This is a genomic window from Methanobrevibacter cuticularis (assembly GCF_001639285.1).
Classification (GTDB): domain Archaea; phylum Methanobacteriota; class Methanobacteria; order Methanobacteriales; family Methanobacteriaceae; genus Methanobaculum; species Methanobaculum cuticulare.
Map to the genome: position 1 here is coordinate 1 of NZ_LWMW01000123.1, position 14,361 is coordinate 14,361.

At 26.8% G+C, this 14,361-nt stretch carries 14 protein-coding genes; 10 read left to right on the forward strand and 4 right to left on the reverse strand.

The window, feature by feature from the left end:
• Nucleotides 1-470, reverse strand: a 470-nt coding sequence (locus MBCUT_RS07900; RefSeq protein WP_211263791.1) for a hypothetical protein, incomplete at its 3' end; no start/stop codon positions are given.
• A gap of 101 nt (nt 471-571) precedes the next feature.
• On the opposite strand from MBCUT_RS07900, the gene MBCUT_RS07905 reads away from it, so the two are divergent.
• The 3 genes from MBCUT_RS07905 to MBCUT_RS10970 all read left to right on the forward strand — a co-directional run bounded on the left by MBCUT_RS07905 (nt 572) and on the right by MBCUT_RS10970 (nt 1,750).
• Nucleotides 572-814, forward strand: a complete 243-nt coding sequence (locus tag MBCUT_RS07905; RefSeq protein WP_067260145.1) for a DUF2188 domain-containing protein — start codon at nt 572-574, stop codon at nt 812-814.
• 188 nt (nt 815-1,002) lie between these two features.
• Nucleotides 1,003-1,512 carry a hypothetical protein gene (locus MBCUT_RS07910; protein ID WP_067260146.1) on the forward strand — a complete coding sequence of 170 codons (510 nt, stop codon included), beginning with the start codon at nt 1,003-1,005 and terminating at the stop codon, nt 1,510-1,512.
• Nucleotides 1,513-1,582: 70 nt separating this feature from the next.
• Nucleotides 1,583-1,750 carry a hypothetical protein gene (locus MBCUT_RS10970; RefSeq protein WP_157082546.1) on the forward strand — a complete coding sequence of 56 codons (168 nt, stop codon included), beginning with the start codon at nt 1,583-1,585 and terminating at the stop codon, nt 1,748-1,750.
• Between the two features lie 210 nt (nt 1,751-1,960).
• On the opposite strand, the gene MBCUT_RS07920 is transcribed toward MBCUT_RS10970, so the two are convergent.
• Nucleotides 1,961-2,425 (reverse strand): GyrI-like domain-containing protein, encoded by a 465-nt coding sequence (locus MBCUT_RS07920; protein WP_067260148.1) that lies wholly within the window; start codon nt 2,423-2,425, stop codon nt 1,961-1,963.
• Between the two features lie 448 nt (nt 2,426-2,873).
• A complete protein-coding gene (locus tag MBCUT_RS07925) occupies nt 2,874-4,094 on the reverse strand; it encodes a molybdenum cofactor synthesis domain-containing protein (protein WP_067260149.1) in 1,221 nt (406 codons plus the stop codon).
• 693 nt (nt 4,095-4,787) lie between these two features.
• Between MBCUT_RS07925 and eif1A the strand changes: the two genes are divergently transcribed.
• The 5 genes from eif1A to MBCUT_RS07950 all read left to right on the forward strand — a co-directional run bounded on the left by eif1A (nt 4,788) and on the right by MBCUT_RS07950 (nt 10,776).
• Entirely contained in the window at nt 4,788-5,087 is a 300-nt protein-coding gene (gene eif1A, locus MBCUT_RS07930; RefSeq protein ID WP_067260150.1) for a translation initiation factor eIF-1A, read from the forward strand.
• Nucleotides 5,088-5,489: 402 nt separating this feature from the next.
• Nucleotides 5,490-6,287, forward strand: coding sequence for a serine protein kinase RIO (locus tag MBCUT_RS07935; RefSeq protein ID WP_067260151.1), 798 nt, complete (start codon nt 5,490-5,492; stop codon nt 6,285-6,287).
• 444 nt (nt 6,288-6,731) lie between these two features.
• The gene (locus tag MBCUT_RS07940; protein ID WP_067260152.1) at nt 6,732-7,331 is read left to right on the forward strand and encodes a KH domain-containing protein; all 600 of its coding nucleotides are present in this window, start codon (nt 6,732-6,734) and stop codon (nt 7,329-7,331) included.
• A gap of 690 nt (nt 7,332-8,021) precedes the next feature.
• Complete coding sequence (gene top6B, locus MBCUT_RS07945; protein ID WP_067260153.1) at nt 8,022-9,677, forward strand: DNA topoisomerase VI subunit B; 1,656 nt, start codon at nt 8,022-8,024, stop codon at nt 9,675-9,677.
• Nucleotides 9,678-9,693: 16 nt separating this feature from the next.
• On the forward strand, nt 9,694-10,776 hold the full coding sequence (locus MBCUT_RS07950; protein WP_067260154.1) for a DNA topoisomerase IV subunit A: 1,083 nt from the start codon (nt 9,694-9,696) through the stop codon (nt 10,774-10,776).
• A gap of 469 nt (nt 10,777-11,245) precedes the next feature.
• Here the strand turns inward: MBCUT_RS07950 and MBCUT_RS07955 are convergent, their stop codons facing one another.
• Entirely contained in the window at nt 11,246-11,548 is a 303-nt protein-coding gene (locus MBCUT_RS07955; RefSeq protein WP_067260155.1) for a hypothetical protein, read from the reverse strand.
• A gap of 396 nt (nt 11,549-11,944) precedes the next feature.
• On the opposite strand from MBCUT_RS07955, the gene MBCUT_RS07960 reads away from it, so the two are divergent.
• Both MBCUT_RS07960 and MBCUT_RS11775 read left to right on the forward strand, forming a co-directional pair.
• Nucleotides 11,945-12,958: a phosphorylating glyceraldehyde-3-phosphate dehydrogenase gene (locus tag MBCUT_RS07960; protein WP_067260156.1), complete on the forward strand. Its 1,014-nt coding sequence runs from the start codon at nt 11,945-11,947 to the stop codon at nt 12,956-12,958.
• Nucleotides 12,959-13,994: 1,036 nt separating this feature from the next.
• Entirely contained in the window at nt 13,995-14,123 is a 129-nt protein-coding gene (locus MBCUT_RS11775) for a hypothetical protein (RefSeq protein ID WP_281177981.1), read from the forward strand.
• Nucleotides 14,124-14,361 lie beyond the last annotated feature (238 nt).

The following is a 14,361-nucleotide window of genomic DNA, read 5'->3' on the forward strand; positions in this document are numbered from 1 at the left end:
AATCCAATAGCTTCGATTTCGTTTATTAGAAAGTCTACTGTGTCTTTTAAAGTTTCTCCTTTTTTAACATGTTTTACAGCTAAAGTGTAGCGTTTGTTTCTTAATATTATGTATATTGAAGCATAAGTGTAAAATTGACTAGTTCCTTGTTTAGGTTTGGTTTTTATGGTATCGCCATTGTTTTTTTCCTTTCCATAATAAGGAATGTTAACAAAATCAATAGCAAAGATGTTTCGTTTCTTATGCACGGTTTTAATCCCATGAATCTTTAAATTTTCATTTAAACTCTGCTGAATTCCATCTAAATTAATATTACGAAGCCTATATCTAATTGTTCCTTCTGAAGGAGCATCAATACAAAGATTACTAACATTACTAACACTAGTTCGAGAAACAGCAGCATTAAGAAGATGATAAACAATCATCTTATCATTATACGCAGTATTAGGGGCTGATTTCAACTTTAACATATCTTTAATCACATTCACCGAAAGATTTAATACATCATCATTCAATAATATATAATACTTTACGAACTACTGATTATCATTAAATAGAAGGAGGCTTTCATTTGGGCGGAAAGAAAAATCAAATCCATGTTGTTAAAAACCCTAATGGTGGTTGGTCTAACAAAAAACCACATGCAGAAAGATCATTATCAATTCATGAGACTCAACAAAGTGCTATTAATCATGCTATTCGTCAAGCAAAAACTCAAGGCAATACTGAAGTCATTATACATAGTAAAAATGGAAAAATTAGATCATCCAGTACATATACTCGTAAAAATGATCCTAGATCAATTAGGGGATAAAATAATATGGTTCTTGTATTCATTTAATTTTTATTTTAATCTTAAAATACTCAAAACTAATACAGTTTTTTGAGTCTAATATTAGTGATATAGTTCCAGATAACTCTAATTATTCTCATGAATTTATTAACACTGTTAAAGATCATAATGCTCCTGTCCATGCACCTTTAAGAGTCACTACTGATTTTTTGAATAGGGATGGGTATTTAAGTGTTTCACATCAAACAATTGAAAATATAATACTTTCAACTGAAACCCCCAATGAAATACCTCTTGATTCCTCAGGAAAGTATACATTTGATGTTTTATGGTCAAAAGCACAAGGAGGTTGGAATTGTTTCTACTTTTGCATAACTGATGCCATAAGCAAAAAAGTCGTTTATGATGATTTATATGATAAAAAAACAGCTGAAAACTTAGACAAGTTCTTTAAAGAAATATCTAGCTATTTACCTGAAGAAAAATACATAACTGTAGATTTAAAACCTAAATATAAAAAACTATTAGAAAAACACGGATTTAAAAGACAACTATCCTTAAAACACGCACCTTCAGCCATAAATAACAGACTAAAAAGCATAATAAATAAATTTAAGAAAAAAGGAGGCAAAATAACCAAAATTGATAAAAAAAATCATCAAAGAAGAAAAACAAAGAATCATAAAAATGATACTAAACAGCAATTTAAAAGAAATTAACACAGAATTTAAGGAAATTAAGAACAATTTTAATTCATCACATCCATGTATTCAAAAATTAATGAATAAAATGATAATTCCTAATTTTAATGACTTTTTTTGGCATTTAAAGGTCGATGGAGTGGAAAAAACATCCAATATTTCAGAATTAAATTTCCAAAAAACCCTACCAAAACACGTCAAAAGAAGAATGAGAGAAATCAAAGGATCAAAAGGAAGAATCTATTTAAAAAACTAATACAGAAATAAAAAAACAGAAGAAAAATATCAAAATAGATTATTCAATGATTTAATGACAATGGTATCAAATAATAACCACATTTAATCAATAAAAAAATAAAAAAATCTTACAAAAGAAAAATATCAAAATCAGTAAAGTATTTGACACTGCCATTATTAAGAAAAAACAGAAAAGTATGTCAAAAACAATAGAAAACTGAATGGAAACCTACATTTTTATAACTGGAAATTGAATTTCAGTTAGTAATTCTTCCTCTGGAACTTCATGAGGACTATTGAAGTATATTTCCTTAGGAGAACCAATTATATCATAATCATTTTTGATAGAATATTCAACCATTTCTTTATAGGAATTAGGCAAGTCTTTGTAAGATCCTTTGTGCATAGTGAATAAAACTCTATGTTCTAAAAGATCAACAATTTTTATTTCTCCTTCTTCAGAGATCTCTGTATCTTTTGATACTGGAATTCCCATATCATAAATCATTTCTTCAGGAGCTGTTTTTTCAGGGCTAGTGTAATATATTGCAAAAGGGGCTCCTGCAAGCTGAATTTTATTAACTTCTGCCCATGCCATTAATTTTCCAAGAAGAATTCCCATATCTTCAACATTTCCTTTGTAGTTTATAATAGCCAATCTCTCATCACTTATTACTTTATCTTCTATTTTCATTTTAACACCTTTTTTATCTTTTTTACCTTTTTTCTTTGAATCCTCAATGACATAATTTAATAGCTTTATTATATTATAAACCTACATTATTATATTATGGTTTGTGTCCTATTCTTTTTATATATTTGGAAGATCTCTGATTTTTATTATTTGTTATATATCTATATGTATTAGACAAAGTTTTTCAAATTGAATTATCAATTTAAAGTTAGCTTTCATGGTTGGCTATCAATTAAATAGCTAACTTTTAAAATGTTTAGAATTAATAGTCTTTTTTATTATTTTGAGATCAAATGTTCATTCTTATATTATAAAAATTTTAGATGATGAAAATAAATAGAAACTAATTTATAGTCTATTAACTAAATAGCTATGATTATATCAATGAAAAGATATTCTAATAGAATTTTACTATTTTTTTACAAAAATAAATAATATTTTCATTGTATTATCTAAAAAGAGCAACTTTAACTTCTTCTCCTTCATCTAAAAGCTCTGTTGTTTTCGGAATTTTTACATAACCATCTGCATGAGCTAGGGAAGCAATAGCTCCAGAGTCTTTTAGGATTGGAATAGCTAAATCATCTTTTATTTGAACTAATGCATACTCCATTCTACCTTTAGGAGAATGAATTCTTTTGGATATTTTAGCTTTAACTATTTTACTAGTTTCAACTTCCTTTAAACCAGATAATTTTCTAATATTAGGGGCTATAAAAACATAAAAAATAATCAGGGCAGAAACAGGATTTCCAGGCAATCCTATTATTATTTTTTCATCAATAAGTCCAACTATAGTGGGTTTTCCTGGTTTAACAGAAACACCATGAATGATAACTTCTCCCATTTCATCCATAACATGCCTTAAAATGTCTCCAACTCCTGCTGAAGTTCCGCCTGAACAAATAAGGATATCTGAATCTTTTAAAGATTCTTCTATTCTCAATTTTAGTTCTAAATAATTGTCTTTCACGATTCCTTTAGCTATTGCATCTGCTCCACAAGCTATTGTTGCATTTCTTATGGAATGAGTATTGGTATCATATATTTTTCCATAATCTAATTCTTCATCTTCTCTTACTAATTCATTTCCAGTGGAAATTACAGCTATTTTTGGCTTTTTGAAGACATTTAATTCTTTTATTCCCTGAGCAGCCAAAACTCCAATTTTATCTGGACTTAAAAATGTGTTTTTTTCTAAAAGTAACTTGTTTTTATTTATGTCAGACCCTTTTAATGCTAAATCTTGATTTGGAGCTACACTTTTTAAAATGTAAACATCGTCTCCTTGACGTTCACTAAATTCAATCATAGCTATTGCATTAGATCCTTTAGGAAGTGGAGCACCAGTACTTATTTCTATACACTCCCCATCTTCAATAGTTTTTGCACTGTAAGATCCAGCTTCAATACTATCAATACATTTCAATTTTTTTGGAGATTCATCACTTGCCCCAAAGGTATCTTTAGCTTTAACAGCAAAACCATCCATCAAAGAACGATCAAAAAGAGGAAGATCTATAGAACTCATAATGTCTTCAGATATAACCCTACCATAGCTATTTTCTATATTTATCTTCTCTTGTTCAGGGGAATATTCATTAAAAAGATCTTTTATTATCTTTTTAGCTTCTCCAACTTCTTTTATTTTTAAAAACTCAGTTCCCATAGTAACTTCCTCAACAGGCATTTGCTATTTATTTTATTTATTCTATTTATTCTACTTATTCCATTTATTCTATTTATTCTACTTATTCCATTTATTCTATTTATTCTACTTATTCCATTTATTCTATTTATTCTATTTATTCTACTTATTCCATTTATTCTATTTATTCTATTTATTCTACTTATTCTATTTATTCTACTTATTCCATTTATTCTATTTATTTGTTATTGAAATTATTTTTATTAAGCTATATTAGACTTATAATTATTTCATTTATTTTCTTATTTTTAGATTTTAAGGATTAAAATTAACTTGTATCATAACTCAGATATTAATTAACTAAAAATATAATCATTATTTAAGTATTGAATATAAATTTAAGCTTTGATTTTTAGACATATTACCTAATTTTTTATAATTTACAATAATTTAATTGATATTCATTATAAAGTATTATATACCAAGAAAAATATAATTTATTATTAATATAATTGTATTATATTAATTGTATTATTTAATCTTCATACAACTTTAATAATTTATATTAATTATCTTGGAATTAGAAAATCCTAATGGGTTTCTTTATTTTAAGTATATTGTACATTTTCTGATAATAATCTTATAATTTTATAATTTAATTCTTTATAATAATTAGGGATATTCTGTTGGATCAAAGTAAATGGAGGAGAGTTTTTGTCAAGAGATCAAGGAACACAAGAATTTAAAAGAGTAAGAACACCACGAAGAGGAGAAATACCTGGAGTAGTAGAACAAATCATGGGTCATGGAAAACTTAAGGTTAGATGTTCAGATGGCCATATTAGAATGACCCGTATTCCCGGAAAAATGAAAAAAAGGATTTGGATTAGGGAAGGAGATGTAGTTTTAGTTAAACCATGGGATTTTCAAACTGATGAAAAAGCAGATGTTATTTGGAGATACACTAGAACAGAATCCAATTGGCTTGAAAGAAAAGGTTATTTAAAGATGTAATATTATTTTATTTGTTAATTTCTTTTAACTATTTTCATATTAATCTTATTTCCTTTTAATATTAGTTAATTTTATAATTAAAGGATATTATTTTGTATTGTATTAATAAATTAGTTTATTATTAGTGAATTGAAGGATATTATTTTGTATTGTATTAATAAATTAGTTTATTATTAGTAATTGAAGGATATTATTTTGCATTGTATTAATAAATTAGTTTATTATTAGTAATTGAAGGATATTATTTTGCATTGTATTGATAAATTATTTCATTATTGAGTAATTAATGATATTATTTTGTATTGTATTATATTGATAAATTATTTCATTGTTTAATTTTTTTATTTAAATAAGTATTTTAAAAAATAATTAACTTTTTTATTCTTTTTATTTGAGGTTGCTATGGATCCTAAAATAACTAAAGCTGATGAAGAAATACAGAAAATTATCTCTAAAAAGAGACTTAAAAGTGTTGAAGATAGAAGGGTAGGTAGTGAGATATTTGATGAGCAAACTCTCAAAACTCTTTATAAATTAGCTAACCATGGTTATTTAACAGTTTTAAATGGAGCTATAAGTACAGGAAAAGAAGCTAATGTTTTAAAAGGTATTCATGAAGATGATTCTCGTGTTGATTCATTTGTAGCTGTTAAGATTTATAGAATAGCTACTTCTGATTTTAAGAAAATGCAATACTATATTCAAGGAGATCCTAGATTCAATGTTAAATCAAATAATAAACGACAGTTAATCACATCTTGGGTTAATAAGGAATATAGAAATTTACTAAGGGCTCATGAGGTAGATGTTAATGTACCAAAGCCTATAATAGCTATGAACAATGTCTTATTATTGGAGTTCATTGGAGATGATTTAGGAAATCCTGCACAAACTGTAAAAAACCAACCCCCAATTGATGTAGATGAATTTTTAAATAAGCTTCTAATTGAAATGAATAAGTTCATTAATGAGGCTAATTTAGTTCATGGTGATTTATCTACTTTTAATATTCTTAATAAAGATGAAAAGCCGGTAATTATTGATGTTTCTCAATCAGTTGTTAGAGATCATCCAATAGCTAACGATTTACTTATTAGAGATATTAACACTATATTTAAAGAGTTTAAAAAGATGGGGGCTTCTGCAGATCTTGAAGAGATTAAAGCTGCTTTGAATTTAGATATCGATTTAACTACATGAAACATTTTATTATAAATACTCAATCATTATCGTCATTTTTTAATAATTAACTTTTTTAGTATTCTATTGTTTAGTATTCTATTATTTATTATTCTATTGTTTAGTATTCTATTGTTTAGTATTCTATTGTTTAGTATTCTATTTGATAAAAAGAATATTATCATCATTATAATATTAATAAGTGTTATTTAATTCAATGAATAAGAATAACAATGATTATTACTTTTTTAATGCTCTTATTGATTATCTTTATATAATTTTATTTATTAATATTTAATTAGTTGTGTAAACTCTTTAAATAAAATAATGATATAAATAATAATATATAGTATAATAGATAACAAAATATCAATAATAATTAATTTACTAAAAAATTAGGGATTTATATTATTATATATTTAATTGATAAATTGATAAATATTTTTATTTATAGAGGTGAACAATTTGCCAACTACAGAATACCTTAAAATTCCTCATGATAGAGTAGGAGTTTTAATAGGAACCAATGGTGAAACTAAACAGAAAATTGAAGGAATAACTAAAACTCATTTAGATGTTGATGGAGAAGAGGGAACAGTTGTAGTTTCCCCAACTGATGATATGGAGGATCCACTAGGAGTATGGAAAACAAATTATATTGTGAAAGCTATTGGAAGAGGATTTAATCCAGAAATAGCTATTAAACTTAATGCCGATGATGTTTATTTGGAGATAATGAAGTTACCTCTTTATGTAGGGAAATCTAAAAAGGCCCTAGCAAGACAAAAAGGAAGAATTATTGGTCAAGATGGTAAAACTAGAGAACTAATCATTAACATGGGCGAAGTTGACATGGCTATTTATGGAAAAACTGTTTCATTAATTGGTGATCTTGAAAATGTAATGGTTGCTAAAGAAGCAGTAGAAATGATTCTTAATGGTTCAAGACATAAATCAGTTTATAGCTTTTTAGAAAATAAAAGACGCGATAGAAAAATGAAAGAATTTAAAGCTGTTGTAGGAATTGAAGATGATAAAATTGAGTTTAGAGATGATTTAGATTAACTATTACTTTAAATAATTCATACCTCTAAATATATATTCAACTTCTTATTAGCTATTTACTAGATATATTTAGCACTGACTAGCATCCTCTAGTATTAGCTATTAATTCAATTTATCTAGTTTATTCTAGTCTTATATAGTTTTAGTTTTATAGCTATTGTAGCTATTTTTCTAGTTTTAATCAATAGATCTTTAATCAATAGCATATTAGATGATTTAACGGAATCATATTTTTCTGTTCATGTAATTTTTCATTTTAATTAATTGATATTGTATTAATCATGTCTTTTAAAATATTATATTTTAGAATCAAGTTCCTTTAACTAGACATAAGAAAAGTTTATTTAATACTGTTTAATTTATTACTATTTCAAAAAATTTGATATAACAATGCAAAAACCTTATATAGCCAACATGACATATATAGGGACTGAGTAATATATGGTATTTTTGATATATAACTTACTGTAATATAATTTTATCTGAATAATTATAGGAACTTATTCTATCTGAATAATTATAGGAATTTCAGAATTATTTTTATGAATTTTTTGTTTAAATTTTAATAATGAATGGATTAACTAATAATAATTAAATTAAAATTACTTAAATTTTAATAATGAATGGATTAGCTAATATTAAATAAATTAAAATTACTTAAATTTTAAATTTTTATATAGGAGGTTAAGTTTGTCTCAACAAGCATCAGAACTCTTTGACAATTTTCAAGAATTGACACCTTCAGAGTTCTTTAGAAAAAATAAGCAAATGTTAGGATTCACTGGTAAAATAAGGTCTTTAACCATAGTTTTCCATGAACTAATAACTAATAGTTTTGACGCTGCTGAAGAAGCAGGAATTCTTCCAGAAATTAAAATAGATCTTAAAAGAATAGATAAAGATCATTATTTACTTAGACATTCGGATAATGGTCCAGGAATCCCTGAAGACTATATAATGAAAGTTTATTGTACCATGTTCGCAGGTTCTAAGTTTAGGAATATCCAATCAAGAGGTCAGCAAGGTTTAGGATGTAGTGGTTGTGTGTTACTATCTCAAATGACTACTGGTGAGCCTGCAAGAGTAGTATCTGCTTATGAAGAGGGAGACAAACTTAAAGGCGTTAAACTAGAATTTAAAATGGATGTTAAGAAAAATAAAGGCATGCTTTTAAAAAGAGAGGATTATGATGCAAAACACACTGGTGTTTGTGTAGAGCTTGAATTTAAAGATGTATCTTACTCATTAGCTGAGCAAGGAGCTTTTGAATACATTCGTAGAACTATAATAGGTAATCCTCATGCTAAAATAATATTTAGGGATCCTACTGGTCATAAATATATATTTAATAGGGCTGCAGATATGGTTCCAGTGCTTCCTAAAGAGGTTTTACCTCATCCCAAAGGTGTAACTGCAGATGATTTAATTTTTATGGCAAAACACACTGATAAAAGACGATTTAGAAGTTTACTCACTAGTTCTCTTTCAAGAATGTCAAATAAGAGAATAAGTGAAATCGAAGAAATAACTGGAATTGATTTAAATAAGCGTCCTAAGGATATGAAATGGGATGAAGCAGAAGAAATTGTCAATGCCTTTTCTAAAATGGATTTTATGGCCCCTCCAACTTCTGGACTTATTCCTATTGGAAATGAACAAATTGAAGATGGAATGAAAGAAATCCTTAAACCTGAATTTATAACTGCAACTACTAGAAAACCTGTTACATATAGAGGTGGAGTTGCTTTTATCATAGAGGCAGGAATAGCTTATGGAGGAAATTCTGGTCGACTTGTTAATGAAACAAGAAAAGCAGAAATTATGAGGTTTGCAAATAGAGTACCATTAACTTTTGATCAAGGTAGCTGTGCAATTACAGAAGCTTTAAAAAGCATAGATTGGAAACGATATGGGTTAAGAGATTTAGACAACACTCCTGTTACAATATTTGTAAATATAATCTCTACTCAAGTTCCTTATTTATCAACTGGTAAACAAAGTGTAGCTCCAGAACCTGAAATAATTCATGAAGTTAGGCAAGCTACCATGAAAGTAGGTAGAAAACTTCAAAAATATTTAAGAGCTAAAAAAGCAGCTAAAGAAGAAGCTTTAAGATCTAGAATATTTGAAGAATATGTACCTGCAATTCTTAAGGAATCTGCAGCATTAGCAGAGACAGAGGTTCCAGAGTATCAAGAAGTCCTAGCTAAAGTTACAAGGCGCTCATTAGCTGAATTATTAGGTGAAGATCCTGATAAAGTTGAAGAAGAAGTTGAAGAAGAACTTACTTCAACTATTGATGATGTTGAAGAAGAAAAAAATCCTGATATTGAGGATATAGACTAAGGGAGGAATGGATAAAATGACAGATGTAAAAGAAAAGACTAAGTTAAATAGAAAAGAAATCACCTACAATAAATTAAAAGGTCTAGGTCAAGATATTATCAATGATGTGACTGAAAAGAAAATTCCTACTTTAAGTGTTCCTTCTCGTGGTACCTCAAACATCGTTTATGATGATGCTAAACGTTACTATGTATTGGGGGATAGATATGGTAAAAGATCTCTTGGTAATGTGAAACAAATTAAAAAAATAGGGCAAATGGTTCATGTAGCTAATTTTTGTAAAGATTTAGTTCAAAGAGAAAAAACAGCTACTTTAAGGGAGATGTATTATGTTAGTGAAGGTTGGGGAATTGGATTTGACAACCAACAAGAATCTAACATAGTTGGAGAAGATATTGAAGTTACATTGGGTACCACTCGTGAAGATTTGGGATTAATGCCTGAGGAAGATGGAGCTTCTGTTTATGGAAACATTGTTCTTCAAGAAGGAGATATTGAAATCAATGCCTTGAAATCAGGTAAATCTGGATATACAATATCTCCAACAATAGATGAAGTTGATTTTGTAGGCCATGATGTTAAAAGAGTAATAGCTGTAGAAACTATGGGGATGTTTCATAGGATGGTCCAAGAGAAAGCTTATGATAAATTTGATACCTTAATTGTAGGGCTTAAAGGACAAGCTGCAAGAGCTACAAGAAGATTTTTAAAGAGAGTTAATGAAGAACTCAATCTTCCAGTTTACATATGCAACGATGGAGACCCTTGGGGGTTTCACATAGCTATGGTTATCATATCTGGTAGTGCGAAGTTAGCCCATGTTAATCATGATTTAGCTACTCCTAATGCTAAATTCTTAGGGGTTTCAGCCTCAGACATAATTAATTATGAACTTCCAACTGATCCCTTAAAGGATATCGATGTCTTAAGATTAAAAGAGCTAGCAAAAGACCCAAGATACAGAGATGAAGCTTGGCAGAATGAGATTAAAAAGATGCTTAAAATAGGTAAAAAAGCAGAACAGCAATCTTTTTCAAAATACGGATTAGAATATGTAGTTGATACATACTTCCCTGAAAAATTAGATGCAATGGAATAATTATATTACTTTTTCTTTTTTTATTTTTTAAATTCTTATTAATATTTTTTTATCTTTTAATATTCAGTTTAGATAGTTAGTTTTTTTATTAGTATATCAGTTTAGATAGTTAGTTTTTTTATTAGTATATCAGTTTAGATAGTTAGTTTTTTTATTAGTATATCAGTTTAGATAGTTAGTTTTTTTATTAGTATATCAGTTTAGATAGTTAGTTTTTTTTATTAGTATTCAGTTTAGATAGTTAGTTTTTTTATTAGTATTCAGTTTAGATAGTTAGTTTTTTTATTAGTATTGAGTATTAGATGGTTAGTTTTTTTATTAGTATCCATTCTAGATAGTTAGTTTTTTATAGTCATAATTACTAATTACTGATTGAGTGTAAGTTTTCTTTGTTGTTAATTTAATATAATAAACACTAATCAGTTTTTTCTTTTTTCAATAGAGGAACTTTTCACTTATACACCCATTTTTAGAAATTAAACTGCTCTATAAACGTGGGTTCTTCTTCTAGTTTTTCCTGTAAATCTTTTAGTGAAATAGAATTACTTCCTTGACTTGCCATTCTAATATTTTTATGGATTTCTAATTCTAGATCTTTTATTTTCCAGTATGAAATCATTTCTGCTTCGAAATTGTCAAATCCTAAGTAATTTTTGTTTTTATTGATTATTTTGTACAGTTCTTCTTTTTCCTCATCACTACTATCCATTCTTAATTCTCTAATGGCTGTTATGGTTTCAGAGTATATTTCTGAAATTTTCTCATCTGTCATATAAGGTAATTATAGTTTATATAATAATAAACTTTAGAAAGAGCTGATGAAAAGTAACTTTAATCATAAAAAAGAAATTAGTAAAAAAGAAAAAACTAAATCCTTATTTTTCATGATCATAATCAAAACCAAGTATATGATTAATAAGAAACTATGAAAAATCTTGTCAAAAACAAACTTTAATAAGTAATATTTATTACATTAGTTCAACAAAAAAACTATAAAAGTGTTATTTTCTTTAATCATTCATATAAAATATGAAGTAAAAAATAAATAATGAAAGTAAATAAAAAAAGCATGCTAAAAAGTCATTAAAACTAAAGGAACATAATCGTTCTTAATTATAAAACAATTCTATAATTATTAAAATCATTTTATATTTTGGAGTTAAAGGATATGAAATCAATAGCTATAAATGGATATGGGACAATTGGAAAAAGAGTGGCTGATGCTGTTTCAGCTCAAAATGATATGAAAGTGATTGGGGTTAGTAAAACTAAACCTGATTTTGAAGCAAGAATGGCTGTAAATAAAGACTATGACTTGTATATAGCTATTCCTGAGAGGGAAAAGTTGTTTGATCAAGCAGGGATTGAAATAGCTGGAACTGTTGATGAAATGATTCAAGATGCAGATATAGTTGTGGATTGTACTCCTGGTAATGTAGGTCCTGAAAACCTTGAAAAATACAAAAAAATAGGGGTAAAAGCTATTTATCAAGGTGGTGAAGATCATGACCTCACTGGATTATCTTTTAATTCATTTTCTAATTATGATGATTCATTTGGTGCTGATTACTCTCGTGTTGTATCTTGTAATACAACAGGTCTTACAAGGAGTTTAAAACCAATTGATGATTTATGCGGTATAAAAAAAGTTAGGGCAGTCATGGTTAGACGTGGTGGAGATCCTGTTCAAGTTAATAAAGGACCAATAAATGCAATTGTTCCTAATCCTCCAACAGTTCCTTCTCATCATGGTCCTGACTTGAAAACTGTAATGGATGGTGTAGATATCACTACCTTAGCTTTACTCGTTCCAACCACACTTATGCATCAACATAACTTAATGGTTGAGCTTGAAAATGATGTAGCTATTGATGATGTAATTGATACTTTTGAAAACAGATCTCGAGTATTATTATTAAATGCAAGTGAAGGTTTAAGCTCAACAGCTGAATTTATGGAATATGCTAAAGAGCTTGGAAGAAGTAGAAATGATTTATTTGAAATTCCAATTTGGAAAGAATCTCTTAACATCGTTGATGGGGAACTTTTCTATATGCAAGCTGTTCACCAAGAATCAGATGTAGTACCTGAAAATGTAGATGCAATAAGGGCAATGTTAGAGTTAGAATCTGACAATGAAAAATCAATAGCTAAAACAAATAAAGCTATGAATATTTTATAATCTTTCTATTTTTAATTATTTTTAACTATTTTTATTCTATCTTCTAATTTATTTACTAATTATTTCATTTTCAATAATGTTATAATTTCAAAGTAATACTAAATTTAAATAAAAAAATATCATGTAATAAAATTAATATAATTTATATTACAAAATGGATAGGTTATATATTAAATTTAGATTTTAATAAAATAAAGATTAAATTATTAAAAGACAATAATGATTTAAAAGGATTTGATTGTTAAAATAAAAATTTAAATGAACTTTTAACAGAAGATACATTATTTCAAAAGAATATAATACTAAACACTAGCTATATTGCATTTTATGTTGGATAGTATTTTAAATCTTTTTTATTCATGAATAGCTATTTTTCATAATTTTTTCTTTATTTATAATATTTTTTAGTTTATTGTGTCGTGGTCAAATTTCTAGAAGAATAATTAAAAATAATTTTCATGTTTATTATCTGAATTTAATTAGTGAATTTAGATTAATTTTTATAAATAACAGCTATTTAAATTTTAATAATCTTTTAAATGAAAAATAATCACTGAAATTTAAAATAAAGAAATTTAATTTATGTAAAAAGGCTTTTTACCACAGTTTATATCGTGGATTTCTTTTTTATTAATCCAGTAATTCATTATAGTGTCTTAGTTAAAAATTTTTATAAATTTAAGGTTTAGGATTTTTATATAAATCTTTTAGAAATTATTAAAAAATTTGTTATGATAAGTATGAATTCATAATTTTTAATGTAATTTTATAAATTTTTGAGTAAACCCAACATATTCCTCCTTTTTTCTATTCTCTTATTTGTTTTTCTGTGTGTGTTTATAATTGTTTTTTGATCATTAGATTTATCAAGACAGCTATTTAATAATTTAAGAATTTTTCGTGATAGTTACTTAAATGAAAAGAATCGGTGGAAAATTAGATGATGGGTTAGATAGGTTGTTTTTGTAAAAGGGTTGATTTTTTTGTTTATTTTTTTGTTTTGTTGTTTGTGTGTTCTTTGTATGTTTAGGGGGGGGTGGGGGTAGTCTATGGTTTTGTTCTTGCTGTGTGGTTTCTCTTTGTTTTTGTTTTGGGGTGTGTAGAAGTGATATCTTTATATATGGGTAATTGCTATAAGTATGTTTGTCCAGTAGTTAAAAGTTAATAGTTTAATAGGATACTAACTGTTCTTTAGATGACTAACAAGTTTTTTTTATTTATTAATTAATAAGATATGGTTAGTAGTTGATTGTTAAGCATTTTTTTAGTTTTTGATATAGCTGGATGGTATGTTGAGATATTATATTTTAATGATGAGGTGAAAGATATTATGAATAAGTTTAAAAAGACGTCTTTTGTGATGGTCTTATTGTTGCTTTTTGCTTTGTTGGTAATGGTTGGTT

Coding starts and splice junctions, on each gene's coding strand:
- MBCUT_RS07935 (WP_067260151.1), top strand. CDS start 5,490: ATGGATCCTAAAATAACTAAAGCTGATGAAGAAATACAGAAAATTATC.
- MBCUT_RS07950 (WP_067260154.1), top strand. CDS start 9,694: ATGACAGATGTAAAAGAAAAGACTAAGTTAAATAGAAAAGAAATCACC.
- MBCUT_RS07920 (WP_067260148.1), bottom strand. CDS start 2,425: ATGAAAATAGAAGATAAAGTAATAAGTGATGAGAGATTGGCTATTATA.
- MBCUT_RS07955 (WP_067260155.1), bottom strand. CDS start 11,548: ATGACAGATGAGAAAATTTCAGAAATATACTCTGAAACCATAACAGCC.
- MBCUT_RS07960 (WP_067260156.1), top strand. CDS start 11,945: ATGAAATCAATAGCTATAAATGGATATGGGACAATTGGAAAAAGAGTG.
- MBCUT_RS07925 (WP_067260149.1), bottom strand. CDS start 4,094: ATGGGAACTGAGTTTTTAAAAATAAAAGAAGTTGGAGAAGCTAAAAAG.
- MBCUT_RS10970 (WP_157082546.1), top strand. CDS start 1,583: ATGATAATTCCTAATTTTAATGACTTTTTTTGGCATTTAAAGGTCGAT.